Consider the following 13,883-nt stretch of genomic DNA (forward strand, 5'->3'; position numbering starts at 1 on the left):
AAAGGAGCGCGGCCATGTGCCTGGCAGTACCAGGAAAGGTGCTCGACCTGCAGGAGCGGGACGGCACCCTGATGTCGGTCGTCGACTTCGGCGGCGTGCACAAAGACGTGTGCTTGGAATATATCCCGGACGCTGCCGTCGGCGATTACGTGGTCGTCCACGTCGGATTCGCGATCCAGCGCCTCGACGAGGAATCGGCGCTCAGGACACTCGCCGAATTCGAGCGCCTAGGCGTACTCAACGAGGAATTCGGCGACGGCTTCGCCCTGGCCGCCAAACAAGCCGGGCTTGCCGACCCCACCGCCACTGCAGCCGTTTCGCCACAACCAGATACAGAGGTGACGCCATGAAGTATCTCGACGAGTTCAGCAATCCGGAGCTGGCGGCGAAGCTGCTCGACCAGATCCGCAGCGTGACCACCCGACGTTGGGCGATCATGGAAGTCTGTGGTGGACAGACGCATTCGATCATCCGGCACGGCATCGATCAGTTGCTGCCGAACGAGATCGAGATGATCCACGGCCCCGGTTGTCCGGTGTGTGTCACCCCGCTGGAGGTGATCGACAAGGCTCTGGCGATCGCCGCGCGACCCGGCGTGATCTTCTGCTCCTTCGGCGACATGCTGCGCGTGCCAGGCAGCCAGAAGGACCTCTTCCACGTGAAGAGCGAGGGTGGCGACGTACGTGTCGTCTATTCGCCGCTGGACGCGCTGAACATTGCCCGCGAGAACCCTGATCGCCAGGTGGTGTTCTTCGGCATCGGCTTCGAAACCACCGCCCCGGCCAACGCGATGACCGTGTATCAGGCGAAACGCCTTGGTATCGAGAACTTCTCGCTGCTCGTCTCGCATGTGCTGGTGCCGCCCGCCATCGCGGCGATCATGGAGTCGCCGAGCTGTCGGGTCCAGGCCTTCCTCGCCGCCGGACACGTCTGCAGCGTGATGGGCACCGAGGAGTATCCGCCGCTCGCCGCGAAGTACAAGGTGCCGATGGTGGTTACCGGTTTCGAGCCGCTCGACATCCTGGAAGGCATCCGCCGCACGGTGATTCAGCTGGAGGCGGGCAAATACGAACTGGAGAACGCCTATCCGCGCGCGGTGCAGTCGGCAGGCAACCCGGCCGCGCGGGCGATGCTGCGTGATGTATTCGACGTCACCGACCGGGCCTGGCGCGGGATCGGCATGATCCCGCAGAGCGGGTGGAAGCTGTCCGAGCGCTATCAGGACTACGATGCCGAGCTCCGGTACTCCGTCAGCGACATGCATACCGACGAGTCGTCGATCTGCCGCTCCGGCGAGGTACTGCAAGGTCTGATCAAACCGCACGAATGCGCCGCGTTCGGCAAGGAGTGCACGCCACGAAACCCGTTGGGCGCCACCATGGTGTCCTCCGAGGGCGCGTGCGCGGCCTACTACCTGTACCGGCGGCTGGATCTGCCCGCGGCGGTGGCTCATGCCTGACGAAACGGTCGTCGCGGGGGCGACCATCGACATGGAGAGCTGGGTCTGCCCGATGCCGTTGCGGGACTCACCCAACATCGTGATGGGCCATGGCGGCGGCGGCGCGATGTCCGGCGAGCTGATCGAGCACCTTTTCCTGCCCGCCTTCGGGGCGGCCGCGGACGCGGGGCTCGGCGATTCCGCGGTGGTCACCCTCGGCGGTGTCCGGCTGGCGTTCTCCACCGACTCGTTCGTGGTGAAGCCGTTGATGTTCCCCGGCGGCTCGATCGGTGATCTCGCGGTGAACGGCACGGTCAACGATCTTGCGATGTCGGGCGCGCGCCCGATGGTGCTGTCCACCGCGTTCATCCTGGAGGAGGGCACCGCGCTGGCCGACATCGCCCAGGTCGCCAAGGCGGTGGGTACGGCGGCGCTCGCGGCGGGCGTCACCCTGGTCACCGGCGACACCAAAGTGGTCGATTCCGGGCACGGCGACGGCATCTTCATCAACACCGCGGGCATCGGCATTGTCGATGACGGCGTCGACATCCGGCCGCAGCGGGCGCGGCCCGGCGATGTCGTGATCGTCAGCGGCGATATCGGGGTGCACGGCGTCGCGGTGATGAGCTGCCGCGAGGGCCTCGAATTCGGCACCACCGTATGCAGTGACACCGCGCCGCTCAACGGCCTGGTCGCCGCGATGCTGGCCACCGGCGCCGACCTGCACGTCTTGCGCGACCCCACTCGTGGCGGCATGTCGGCCACGCTCAACGAGATCGCCAAGGCCGCGAAAGTCGGTGTGTCACTGGACGAACGGAAGCTACCGGTGCCCGCGGCGGTGCGCGACGCGTGCGGTCTGCTCGGGCTCGACCCGATGTATGTCGCCAACGAGGGCAAGCTGGTCGCCTTCATCGCGCCGCAGGAAGCGGACATGGTGCTGGCCGCGATGCGCGAGCATCCGCTCGGCTCCCGCGCCGCTGTCATCGGCGTCTGCGTCGAGGAGCACCCGGGCATGGTGGTCGCGCGGACCGCGCTGGGTGGCACCCGCGTGGTAGATCTCCCGGCAGGAGAGCAGTTGCCGCGCATCTGTTGAGCAGCCGGCCGTCGAGTGAGTGAGGAGTCCGTAATCGAGCAGGTCGTCAGCGGGACCGAGTTCTTCGCACGATACGCGTACGCGCCGAACCGGCTCGGCTACTGCGGACCACCGGAAGCCGTCGCGTTGCGCGGCGGCTCCGAAGCCGACGTGCGCGCGGTGGCCGGACAGTTCTCCGGCGCGTGGCCCTACCTGCGGGTGATGTCCAGACTGAGCGGGATCGCCGACCCGCTGGACCACCGCCTCGTCGAGTCGTATTGGCTGGGCGGCGGTCTCGGCGCCGACCTCGACCCCGAGGCGTTCGCGGCCGAACTGCTGGCCGTCATCGGCCCGCTGGCAGGCCACTACTGGACCCATCTGACCGCCGACCTCGCCACCGAAGCAGCCGCCAACCACGGCTTCCACGTATTCGGCGTGTACCCATGGACTCGCCTGCTCGGCAAAGCGAAGAGCAACCATCCGGTGCAGGTCCTCGACGGCTGCCGCATTTCCTGGGGAACCGTAATCGACTGCGCGGGAACCGATATCACCCTGAGCCGCAGCGAATTAGTCTGGGACGGACACGAATTGAGCTTGTCGGCCCCCGCACCCCAGCACGCGGAAATCTGGACCGACGGCTACTCAGCCGTCCCCGACGTGACCCCCGGCGACCAAGTAGCCGTGCACTGGGGCCGCCTCTGCGACCGCCTGAACCCCAGCCAAGTCCAAAACCTCGAAACCAGCACCACCCGCCAACTACACGTCACCAACCAACGCCTAGCCAGCCCACACTGACCGCAGACCACGGCCCCGCCACATCAAATCCGCACCCTTCCTCGGGATCCGCACTCGATTCACGGCCCTATTCCGAGTGCAGAACCCAAGCGAGAGTGCGGATTTCGACGAGGAGCGCGAGGGTTTGGCGGTTGAGGTCGACGGACGTGGTTGCCTAGTGTGTCGGCTTCGTCAGGTCGTAGACCGCGACGTTGCCGATGTGGACCGAGTTGTAGTGGGCGGCGACCCAATCGGCGATTTCCTTGTTTCCGGAGGGTCGCCACAGGCCGTTGCTCTTCGGTGCCTGGACGGGTTCCGAGAGGACGCCGGGCTGGTCCGCGACCTTCCAGGAGTCGGGCAGTTGTACCTCCTGGGCCAGGTAATAGGTCACCTGGTGGGTGCTGACGAGGTGCTCGAAGTCGGGGAGGGTCGGCACGGGGTCGTCGGAGGTGAAGCCGCCGATGGCGATCACGGGCGTGCGGCTGTCGAGTTCCAGGCTCGCGGCTGTCGAGGACCGGTCGACCGCGGCCGACCACGTGGTCGTCGTGTTGCGCAGCATCTCGACGACCTGAGGTTCGGTCGTGCCGTCGAGGAACGCGGTGACTGCGCGGCGCATCTGGTTGGCGGGGCCGGGTTTCTCGGGCTTGGCGGGTCCGACGGAGGGACCGCCGCCGACATGTTCCTGCGGCAAGGTGGCGGCCGCGTAAGCGGAGGTGCCGCCCAGTCCGGCCAGCACGCCCGCGACCACCAGCACCGAGATGGTCCGGGTGCGCAGTCGGCTCGACACCGCGGGGAAGGCGGTGGCCAGCAGTCCCAGTGCGGCGAGCACCGACACCGTGAGCAGGGTCCAGCGCAGCCACGGCAGCCAATCGGAATTGCGACTCAGCAACACGAACGCCCACCCGCCGGTCGCGAGAACAAGTGCGGCGGCGCCGATTCGGCCGAATACCTCGTCGCGTCGCCGCCACACTTCGTGCACGCCGATGGCGAACATGCCCGCTATCGCCGGCCCGATCGCCAGCGTGTAATACGCGTGCATGCCACCCTTCATGGTGGTGAACGCGATGCCGTCGATCACCAGCCACAGCCCGAAAACCAAAGCGGCACCGCGTACTTGGTCGGTACGCGGCGCGCGCCAGCGGGACACCAGCACCACGGCGAACGCCAGCAGCGCGGCGGGCAGCAGCCAGGAGATCTCGAACCCGATCTCACCGGTGAACAGCTTCCAATGACTCGATCCGCCGAACCCACCGAAACCACCGAAGCCGCCACCACCGAGATCGCGCGGCATCTCGTACCCGGGCGGCAGCTCGAAGCGGTTGCCGCCACCCCGATGATTCTGGCCGAGGAATCGCGCGAACCCGTTGTAGCCGAGCACCAGATCCATGAAGGTGTTGTTCGTCGACCCGGCCAGGTAGGGACGCGATGACGCGGGCCACAGAATGGTCAGCAGCACATACCAACCGGACGAGACGATCAACGCGGCAGCAGCACCGGTCAAGTGCCACAACCGATTCCGCAGCGTGTTCGGCGCGACGATGAGGTAGGCGATGCCCAAGGCGGGCAGCACCATCAACCCTTCGAGCATCTTGGCCAGGAACGCGAACCCGAGCGCGACACCGGCCAGCATCAGCCAGCGCGGGCTCGCGTGCCGCAGCGCTCGGATGGTGCAGTACGCGCCCGCGGTCATCAGGAGCACCATCACGGCGTCGGGATTGTTGAACCGGAACATCAACGCCACCACCGGGGTAGCCGCCAGCGCCGCGCCGGCGAGCAGTCCGGCGCCGCGGCTGTCGGTCGCGCGGGTGACCGCGGCGTAGGTCAGGCCGACCGCGGCGACCGCCATCAGCGCCTGCGGGATCAGCATGCTCGCGCTGCTGAAGCCGAACAGCTGGCCGGACAGTCCCATCACCCACTGGGAGACGGGTGGTTTGTCGACGGTGATGAAGTTGCCGGGATCGAGCGAGCCGAACAGCAGTGCTTTCCAGTCGCGGGAGCTCGCCCAGGTGGCGGCGGCGTAGAAGTTGTTGCCCATGCCGTTGACGGTGATGTGCCATAGGTACGCGGCAGCCGTCCCGATCAGGAGCGCGACCAGGCCCACTCGCTCCCAGCGGCTGGCCGGTGGCAGGCCGTCCGGGTCGGGCGTGTCGGCGGTGTCGGTCGCATCGGGCAGGGCCGGTTCGGCGCTGATCGTGGTCACTGCAGGAGCATGACCGGCGCAGCGGTGAAGGCGCTGGGCGCTCGCTGGCAATGTGCTGTGAACGCCTGTGGCCTGGGCAAACGAGGGCGTTTACCGCGAACGGCCGCACGGATCACCGTGCGGCCGTTCGAGTATCGAGCTCGGCTAGATCTTGCGGATGACCGTGACGACCTTGCCGAGCACCTGTGCATCGTTGCCGGGGATCGGTTCGAACACCGGGTTGTGCGGCATCAGCCAGACATCCTTGCCGGTGCGTTTGAACGTCTTCACCGTGGCTTCGCCGTCGATCATGGCGGCGACGATGTCGCCGTTGTCGGCGACGTTCTGCTGCCGCACCACCACCCAGTCGCCGTCGCAGATCGCCGCGTCGATCATCGACTGCCCGACGACCTTCAGCAGAAACAGCGATCCCTCGCCGACCAGTTCGCGGGGCAGCGGGAACACGTCCTCGACCGCCTGCTCGGCCAGGATCGGGCCACCGGCGGCGATCCGACCGAGTACCGGCACGAACGTCGGCGTCGGCCTGCTCGGATCGACTGCGGCGCTGTCGGATTCGTCCACCGTGGCGGCGTGCAGGCTGGTGACCGCGCGGCCGACCTCGTCGAGGCCGCGAACGTCAACGGCGCGTGGACGATTCGGATCGCGTCGCAGAAAGCCCTTGCGCTCCAACGCGCGCAGCTGATGAGCCACCGAGGAGGTCGAGGTGAGCCCGACGGCGTCGCCGATCTCCCGGATGCTCGGCGGGTAGCCGCGCTCGCTCACTGAAGACCGGATCACATCCAGCACTTTGCGCTGACGCACGGTGAGATCCGCCCCGGTAACCGCCGTGTCGGCGCCGCCTTCGCTCTCTACGCCCGTGTCGTCTGTGTGCCTCACCGCAACCGCCCTTCCTTGCTGTGTCCGGGCTGATCCGTTGCCCGGCATATCTGTGCATGGCCTGTCTTGCAATTTCGTCTTTCGAATCTAGTCCGGTCGAGCCAATGTTTCAAACATCTGTTCGAGAGTGTCGGGCGTTTCCTGCTGACATTGTCGGTGGCGCGTGGTAGAAATCGAACATCAGTTCTTCGAACACCTGAGCGAACAATGCATCGAAAAGTGGCACTGAACAGCGGTACCGACCAGCCCGACCGGCCCGCCCAGCTCGAACAACCCAGCTCGAACACAGACGGAGCACCCACCACGGAGGTTTGTCCGATGAGCACTGCGATCAGCGACATCAACACGGAGGTCGGCACGACCGGAGCGGCCCTCGTGCCGCTCGTCGACGAGGCCCGTGTCATCGATACTCGCGAGGTCGACCCGCGCGACATCGACTCGGCCGAGATAGATCTGGCCTTCGCCACCGTCCCGCGCGTGCATCGAGGCACCTTGCGTACGCGGACACTGGATTCGACACATCGGTCCACCGTCGACCGGCGCCCGCGTGGCGCACGGCCCGGCGGGGTCGCGGTATACGACCGTGGCACACGAACTTCGACGGTGCGCCGCCCCAGTGGCGCGCACCCGGGGGAATTGGTCGAGCAGGCGCAGGTCGGTTTCGCCGTACTCGCGGTGGCCGCGCTACTGAGTGCGCTCGTGGTGGCCGCGCTCATCACGCTGGCGCACCTGCGGGCGGGGGACTGGGGTGGCGACACCTCGACGTCCACGGTGCCCGCTGTGGTCGATGGACAGTCGGCGCCCGTCGATGTCGCGCCGGGAAGTCTGCTGCCGCAAGGGGTAACCGCACCGCGCTGACGCCGCTGTCCCGGCGCGATGTGGCCGGATTTGTTGATCGTCGGCTAGAACATGTTGCTAGTGTGCTGAAAACGTGATCTGGCAAAGGTCTTTGCCAGACATGGCCTTGGCCTTCGAACGAGTTCGGGACTAGCAATGACGCACCTCGCCACCGCCGGACGACCTGCCCGGCTTCTCGCCCGAATCGCCGGGCTCGCTCTGTGTCTCGTTTTCGGGTTCGGATCTATTCCGGCCGCTCAGGCGGCGCCTGCCTATGCGGCGTACCTGGACCTACCCGCCGTCAACGGTGACGGTGCGGGCGGTGGCGGGCTGAATCCGGCGCTCCCACTGGACGAGTCGGCCTTGTCCGCCGCGGTGGAGAAGGCGCGCGCTGACGGCGTGTCGCCGCGCCGGTATGCGACGTTGCTGCATCAGTACTGGCTGGTCGTCGCGACGCGCAACGCCGACATCGATCTTGCGGCCTGGGATCCGGCGCGTGGGGTGCGAGCCAACGAGCGCACATTCAACCAGGTGTACGTCAACTACCTGCGGCTCGCCACGCAGCATCCGGAGTTCTACTGGGCCGGGCTGGCCGGCATCGCGGGCGGTTCGTTCGCCTCCGGATTCTTCGATATGAGCGATGTCGGTGTGGTGCTCGACGTGCCAGGCATCCATCAACTCGGCGATACCGTCGCCGACCTGTTGCGAAACACCCCACCGGAACTCGTGCGCGAGTTGCCCGCTGACATCCGTCTGCTCGCCGAGGAGGGATCGCGGCTCAGCGCCGAGGATGTCGCCTGGTACCAGACTCGGCTGATGATCATGCAGAAGCACATTTTCACCGACCTGGTTCCGATGCACGAAGCGTATGCGGCGCTGGGTATGCGGGGCATCGACGAGATGTCCGAGGCGGGTGTGCTCGATGCCGACATCCATACCGCGTGGCGGTCGATCGCCGCGGGCACCCGCGAGGGCACTATCGACGCGCTGATCCGGATGACCGACCGCGAACAGAACCGGGTGATCGCCGACCAGTGGGACGCGACCTCGGCGGGCCGCGCGCCGATCGGCCGCGTGCTCACCTACGTCAGCACCATCGCGGGCAAACCCGCCGTGCCAGGTGTCCGCGCTCCGGGCGTGTTCGCGCCGGCCACCGTCCGCGCCGATCTCGGCGGCCGCACCCTGGCCCTGCGCACCCCGCTGCCCGACTTCAACTGGGCCGACCGCGACACTCGCTGGACCTACATCACCGGCGACCTCGTCCCGCGCCATATCGATATGGAACTGAATCCCGCGCTCGCCCCCGCTGTACTCGGCGAGTCGTTCTGGAACAAACTCGCCCGTGGCCGCCTCGTTCCGCGCCTGCCCGAGCTCATCGCCGACCTGACATCGCAGTGGCAGGTCGTCGAATAGTCCGGCCATAGGTGGCGATTGCGCGGGGCAACGCAGGGTGAGTGGGACATCCCGGGTACCCGGACAGGTATCCTCGAAGAGCTATGCAGGTATTCCGCATATCGCCTGAGGTTTACCTGGTGCCGGGGTCTAGGCCCCTGTACACGTGCTCGCCGGGACGGTCACCCCGATCGGTTGCCGGGCCGGCCGCGAGCGCGCGCATCGACGAAGGATCTCTCGGATGCATTGCCCGTACTGCCGACACCCCGACTCCCGGGTGGTGGACTCGCGCGAGGCCGACGAAGGCGCGGCCATCCGCCGCCGCCGCGCGTGCCCGCACTGTGGGCGGCGGTTCAGCACGGTCGAGACCGCGATCCTGTCCGTGGTCAAACGCAGCGGCGTCACCGAGCCGTTCAGCAGGGAGAAGGTCATCCGCGGCGTGCGCCGCGCCTGCCAGGGGCGTGAGGTCGACGACGACGCGCTGAACCTGCTCGCCCAGAAGGTGGAAGACGCGGTGCGCGCCAAGGGTTCTCCCGAGGTGCCCAGCCACGAGGTCGGCCTGGCCATCCTCGGCCCGCTGCGCGACCTGGACGAGGTCGCCTACCTCCGCTTCGCCTCGGTCTACCGTTCCTTCACCTCCGCAGCGGATTTCGAACGCGAGATCCAGGAGATGCGTACCGCCCGCGAGGCGGCGGCCGTCGCGGCCGAATAAGCAACAGCCGCAGGCGTGTGGCTGCTTCGGCGCCGGATGCGTCGCTTGCGCGGCTGTCGCGGTTGAATGGCAACGGCCGCAGATGCTTTGGTGTGCCGTATACCGGTTGGTATGCGATTGGGTGTGCGGCGGGTCAGTTGGGTCAGCGGCGGATGGCGGCGATGGCGCGTTCGATGCGCTTGGCGGACACCGGGTATGGGGTGCCGAGCTTCTGGGCGAACAGGCTGATGCGGAACTCTTCGAGCATCCACCAGATGTCGACCACGGCCGGTGCGTGGCGGCGGTTTTCCGGCAGGGAGTTGACCAGGCGGTCATAGGCGGTGAGGGCGCGGTCGAGTTCGATCATGCCCTGGCGGTCGCGGATCGCGGAGGCGGGCAGCGACTCCAGGCGGGCGACGGCGGCCTGGAGATAGCGGGGGAGTTCGCGCAGCCGGGTGCTGCCCCATTCGGAGACGAAGCCGGGGAAGACGAGGTTGTCGAGTTGGTCGCGGACGTCCTCGGCGATGTCGCGTTCGGAGGTTTCCGCCAGTGCGGCCGAAACCCGGTGTGCCTCCGCCAGAATCGGCACCACCAGGCGGACGAGTTGGGCGACGGCGGAGACGAAGTCGGGGCGGATCTTGGCGATCAGTGCGGCGAAGTCGTCCGGGTTGTGCACCGGTCCGCCCGCGGCGGCGATGAGCTCGTCGGCGGCCGCGGCGCGGCAGTCCTCGATCAGCGCGTCCAGCGATCCGGACGGATTCTGGCTCAGCGCAAGACGATCCGCGGGGCGCAGGCTCGACGTTACGGTGCGGACCGAGGTCGGCAGCGCCTTCAGGACGAGGGCGCGGGTGCCTGCCCGCATCGCGGTGGCCTGTGCGGCAGGGGAACTGAGCACGCGAACCGCCACCCCGTCGCCCTCGGGGACCAGGGCGGGATAGCCGGTGACGGTCTGCCCGGCGACCTCGCGGCGGACCGTCGGCTCCACGGTGCCGAGCGATTCCGAGGTCCACGCCGCCGCGGGTGCCCGTTCCGCGCCCGCCGTCGCGCGGGCAACAGAAGCGGCAACCTGTTCTGCCAGCTGAGTTTTCAGCGTCGGCAGGCTTTTGCCGCGGGCCAGCACTCGGCCCTTGGCGTCGACGGCCGCGAACGTCATCCGCAGATGATCCGGCAGCGCACCGGTGTCGAGGTCGGTCGGGTCGATCGTGATCGAGCCGAGGCGCGACAGTTCCCGCGCCAGCCCGATGCGCAGCGGTTCGGCGCGCGGGGTGAGCGCGGCCAGTGCCGCCGCCGCGAAATCCGGCGCCGGAACGACACTGCGCCGCAACGCCTTCGGCAGCGTTTTGATCAGTGCCGCGGCCAACTCGTCGCGCATGCCCGGCACCAGCCAGTCGAAGCCGACGGCACGCACATGGGCCAGCTGCTCGACCGGAATGCGGACGGTGACACCGTCTTCCTCGGTGCCCGGCTCGAATTGGTAGGTGAGCGGAAAGCTGAGCTCGCCCTGTCGCCAGGCATCGGGGAAGGCGGCCGGATCCAGCACGGCGGTGCCCGCGTTGACGACGGTCGAGGTCGAGAAGTCCAGCATGGCCGGGTCTTTCCGGCGCGCGGACTTCCACCAGCTGTCGAAATGCCGCACCGACACGATGTCGGCGGGCAGGCGCTTGTCGTAGAACTCGAACAGCACCTCGTCGTCGACCAGGATGTCGCGGCGGCGGGCGCGATGCTCCAGATCGGCGACGTCGTCGATCAATTCGCGGTTGCGGTGGAAGAAGTCGTGGCGGGTCTGCCATTCGCCCTGCACCAGGGCGTGTCTGATGAACAGTTCGCGCGACAGCTCGGGATCGATGCGGCCATAGTCCACTTGCCTGCCGGTCACCAGCGGGATGCCGTACAGAGTGACCCGCTCGTAGGCGCTGGCCGCGCCGCGTTTGGCGGACCAATGTGGCTCGGAGTAGGTGCGTTTCACCAGATCGCCCGCAAGCCGTTCAGCCCACTCCGGCTCAACCTTGGCCGCCATCCGACCCCACAGCCGCGACGTCTCGACCAGCTCGGCGGCCATCACCCAGCGGGGCGGCTTCTTCGCCAGCGACGAGCCGGGGAAGATCATGAACTTCGCGTTGCGCGCGCCGAGGAACTCTCGCGACTCCGCTTCGCGCAGCCCGATATGGGACAGCATGCCCGCCAGCAGGGCTTGATGGATCCCGGTGGAATCCCAAGGCATGTCATCGGATTCGAGCGACGAGCTGTCCGTGGCCTGCGGTGCGCCGCCGCGCTTTGAGCGACTACCGCGAGCTGCGTTGGCATCCTGCCGGTTCGATGCCCCGCCGCGTGCGCCCGACTGCGGATTTTCGGCGGATTGCACGGCGACCTTGCCCGACCGCCGACGCCGCGAACCACTCTCGCCGCCTGAACCATGCTGTCCACTCGCCGAGCTGTCCGCGTCCTGCTCGCCCGACCGTCCACGGCGCGACCCGCTTTCGGTGCCTTCTGGTGAGTCGGGCTGTCCGCTTGACGCACCGTCGTCGCCCGAACGTCCAGTGCGCGACCCGCTCGCGGCGCCTACCCGCGAGTCGGGCGCCGACCACCCGAGTCCCTTGGTGATGGTGCGCAACTGCCCGTGCAGGTCCTGCCACTCGCGAATCCGCAGGTAGTGCAGGAACTCCTCCCGGCACATCCGCCGGAACTGGTTGGACGACAACGACTTCCGTTGCTCGGTCAGATAGTCCCAAAGGCGCAGGTAGGCAAGGAAGTCCGACCCATCGACGATGAACCGCGCATGCTTGGTATCGGCGGCCTGCTGATTGTCGGCGGGTCGCTCGCGCACGTCCTGAATCGACAGTGCCGCGACGATGATCAGCACCTCCGCCAGATTCCCGCTGCTGTGCGCCTCCACCAGCATCCGCGCCATCCGCGGATCGACCGGCAGCTGCGCCATGTCGCGCCCGATCGAGGTCAGCGTGAGTCCGGCATCGGATTCGGTGTCGCTGCCCGTCCGCCGCCCCCGGGGGACGGCAGCCGGCGGAGCCGGCGGGGTGGGTTGGCACAGCGCGCCGAGCTCTTCCAGCAGCGCGATGCCGTCGCGGATCGCCCGTTTGTCCGGCGCCTCTACGAACGGGAAGTTCTCGATATCGCCGAGCCCGAGCGCGGTCATCTGCAGGATGACGGCGGCCAGATTGGTGCGCAGGATCTCCGGTTCGGTGAACGCGGGCCGCGACTCGAAATCGTCCTCGGAGTACAGCCGGATGCAGATGCCGTCGGCGACGCGACCACAACGACCGGCGCGCTGCCGCGCGGACGCCTGGGAGACCGGTTCGATCGGCAGCCGCTGCACCTTGGTGCGCATCGAATAACGCGAAATGCGTGCTGTCCCAGGGTCGACCACGTACCGGATGCCGGGCACGGTCAGCGAGGTCTCCGCGACATTGGTGGCCAGCACCACGCGACGGCCGGGATGCGGCGCGAACACCCGGTGCTGTTCGGCGGTGGACAGCCGCGCGTACAGCGGCAGGATCTCGGTGCGCGGCAGCTTCAGATCGCGCAAAGCGTCGGCGGCGTCCCGGATTTCGCGTTCACCGGAGAGAAACACGAGCACATCGCCATCGCCCTCGGCGAACAGTTCGGTGACCGCGTCGCCGATGGCGTCCACCGGGTCGCGGTCCACCACCCGGGTGTCCTCGTCGTCTTCGTCGTCGGCGCCGGGCAGTTCCAGCGACAGCGGCCGATAGCGCAGCTCTACCGGATAGGACCGGCCGGACACCTCGACAATCGGTGCGGGAGTGTCCTTCTCGTCGTCGACTGTTGGCGTCGCGAAGTGCCGGGCGAACAGTTCCGGATCGATGGTCGCCGAGGTGATGATCAGCTTGAGGTCGGGTCTGCGCGGCAGCAGCTGTTTGAGGTAGCCGAGCAGGAAGTCGATATTGAGGCTGCGTTCGTGCGCCTCGTCGATGATGATCGTGTCGTAGCGGCGCAGCAGCCGGTCGCGCTGGATCTCGGCGAGCAGGATGCCGTCGGTCATCAGCTTGATCAACGTGCGGTCGGACGCGTGGTCAGTGAAGCGGACCGTGTAGCCGACGGCGTCGCCGAGTTCGGTGCCGAGCTCCTCGGCGATGCGCTCGGCCACGGTGCGCGCGGCCAGCCTGCGCGGCTGGGTGTGGCCGATGGTGCCGCGGATGCCGCGGCCGAGTTCCAGGCAGATCTTCGGAATCTGGGTGGTCTTGCCGGAGCCGGTCTCGCCGGCCACGATCACCACCTGATGCGCGGCGATGGCGGCGGCGATGTCTTCGCGGCGCTGGGTGACCGGCAGCTGCTCGGGGTAGCGGATCTCCGGCACGGCGGCTCGGCGCGCCTCTATGCGGAGCTCGGCCGCGGCGATCTCGGCCTCGACCTTGCCGAGATCGGCACCGCGCGCCCGGTCGAGCTGGCGGCGCAGCCGGTATTCGTCGCGGAGGGAGAGATTCGCCAGGCGGGTGCGGAGCTCGCGGGGTCCGGTGTCAGCTGTCCTGGTCATTACAGTGATAAGCGTAGCGAAGGGCGGCAAGTGGTATTTCCGTCAGGCGGCACGACCGGGTTGCCCACAGTGTGCGGACCGTCCGGATCTCCCGGG

The 13,883-nt window shown here is 67.7% G+C and carries 10 protein-coding genes; 7 read left to right on the plus strand and 3 right to left on the minus strand.

Features of this window, described 5'->3' with window-relative positions:
- Positions 1-14 precede the first annotated feature (14 nt).
- Genes ACIBCN_RS17395 through ACIBCN_RS17410 form a run of 4 tightly spaced genes read left to right on the plus strand, consistent with a single transcriptional unit; the run spans position 15 to position 3,305 of the window.
- Entirely contained in the window at positions 15-350 is a 336-nt protein-coding gene (locus tag ACIBCN_RS17395; protein ID WP_396992534.1) for a HypC/HybG/HupF family hydrogenase formation chaperone, read from the plus strand.
- Complete coding sequence (gene hypD / locus ACIBCN_RS17400; protein WP_396992535.1) at positions 347-1,459, plus strand: hydrogenase formation protein HypD; 1,113 nt, start codon at positions 347-349, stop codon at positions 1,457-1,459. Before ACIBCN_RS17395 ends, hypD begins: the two co-directional genes overlap by 4 nt.
- Positions 1,452-2,531, plus strand: coding sequence for a hydrogenase expression/formation protein HypE (gene hypE, locus ACIBCN_RS17405; RefSeq protein ID WP_396992536.1), 1,080 nt, complete (start codon positions 1,452-1,454; stop codon positions 2,529-2,531). Before hypD ends, hypE begins: the two co-directional genes overlap by 8 nt.
- 15 nt (positions 2,532-2,546) lie before the next feature.
- Complete coding sequence (locus ACIBCN_RS17410) at positions 2,547-3,305, plus strand: DUF6390 family protein (RefSeq protein WP_396992537.1); 759 nt, start codon at positions 2,547-2,549, stop codon at positions 3,303-3,305.
- Positions 3,306-3,459: 154 nt separating this feature from the next.
- Here the strand turns inward: ACIBCN_RS17410 and ACIBCN_RS17415 are convergent, their stop codons facing one another.
- Both ACIBCN_RS17415 and lexA read right to left on the minus strand, forming a co-directional pair.
- Positions 3,460-5,484: an ArnT family glycosyltransferase gene (locus ACIBCN_RS17415; RefSeq protein WP_396992538.1), complete on the minus strand. Its 2,025-nt coding sequence runs from the start codon at positions 5,482-5,484 to the stop codon at positions 3,460-3,462.
- Between the two features lie 144 nt (positions 5,485-5,628).
- Complete coding sequence (gene lexA, locus ACIBCN_RS17420) at positions 5,629-6,360, minus strand: transcriptional repressor LexA (RefSeq protein WP_357378885.1); 732 nt, start codon at positions 6,358-6,360, stop codon at positions 5,629-5,631.
- 318 nt (positions 6,361-6,678) lie between these two features.
- On the opposite strand from lexA, the gene ACIBCN_RS17425 reads away from it, so the two are divergent.
- The 3 genes from ACIBCN_RS17425 to nrdR all read left to right on the plus strand — a co-directional run bounded on the left by ACIBCN_RS17425 (position 6,679) and on the right by nrdR (position 9,301).
- Entirely contained in the window at positions 6,679-7,218 is a 540-nt protein-coding gene (locus tag ACIBCN_RS17425; RefSeq protein ID WP_396992539.1) for a hypothetical protein, read from the plus strand.
- A gap of 135 nt (positions 7,219-7,353) precedes the next feature.
- Positions 7,354-8,610 carry a hypothetical protein gene (locus tag ACIBCN_RS17430; protein WP_396992540.1) on the plus strand — a complete coding sequence of 419 codons (1,257 nt, stop codon included), beginning with the start codon at positions 7,354-7,356 and terminating at the stop codon, positions 8,608-8,610.
- A gap of 220 nt (positions 8,611-8,830) precedes the next feature.
- Positions 8,831-9,301 (plus strand): transcriptional regulator NrdR, encoded by a 471-nt coding sequence (gene nrdR / locus ACIBCN_RS17435; RefSeq protein WP_357378891.1) that lies wholly within the window; start codon positions 8,831-8,833, stop codon positions 9,299-9,301.
- A 142-nt stretch (positions 9,302-9,443) separates the two neighbouring features.
- Here the strand turns inward: nrdR and hrpA are convergent, their stop codons facing one another.
- Positions 9,444-13,787, minus strand: a complete 4,344-nt coding sequence (gene hrpA / locus ACIBCN_RS17440) for an ATP-dependent RNA helicase HrpA (protein WP_396992541.1) — start codon at positions 13,785-13,787, stop codon at positions 9,444-9,446.
- Positions 13,788-13,883: the final 96 nt, after the last annotated feature.

It is taken from the genome of Nocardia sp. NPDC051052 (assembly GCF_044456045.1).
Classification (GTDB): Bacteria; Actinomycetota; Actinomycetes; order Mycobacteriales; family Mycobacteriaceae; genus Nocardia.

Bases quoted from the DNA above. Each gene is read 5' to 3' on its own strand.
- ACIBCN_RS17395 (WP_396992534.1), top strand. From the start codon at position 15: ATGTGCCTGGCAGTACCAGGAAAGGTGCTCGACCTGCAGGAGCGGGAC.
- hypD (WP_396992535.1), top strand. From the start codon at position 347: ATGAAGTATCTCGACGAGTTCAGCAATCCGGAGCTGGCGGCGAAGCTG.
- hypE (WP_396992536.1), top strand. From the start codon at position 1,452: ATGCCTGACGAAACGGTCGTCGCGGGGGCGACCATCGACATGGAGAGC.
- ACIBCN_RS17425 (WP_396992539.1), top strand. From the start codon at position 6,679: ATGAGCACTGCGATCAGCGACATCAACACGGAGGTCGGCACGACCGGA.
- ACIBCN_RS17430 (WP_396992540.1), top strand. From the start codon at position 7,354: ATGACGCACCTCGCCACCGCCGGACGACCTGCCCGGCTTCTCGCCCGA.
- nrdR (WP_357378891.1), top strand. From the start codon at position 8,831: ATGCATTGCCCGTACTGCCGACACCCCGACTCCCGGGTGGTGGACTCG.
- hrpA (WP_396992541.1), bottom strand. From the start codon at position 13,787: ATGACCAGGACAGCTGACACCGGACCCCGCGAGCTCCGCACCCGCCTG.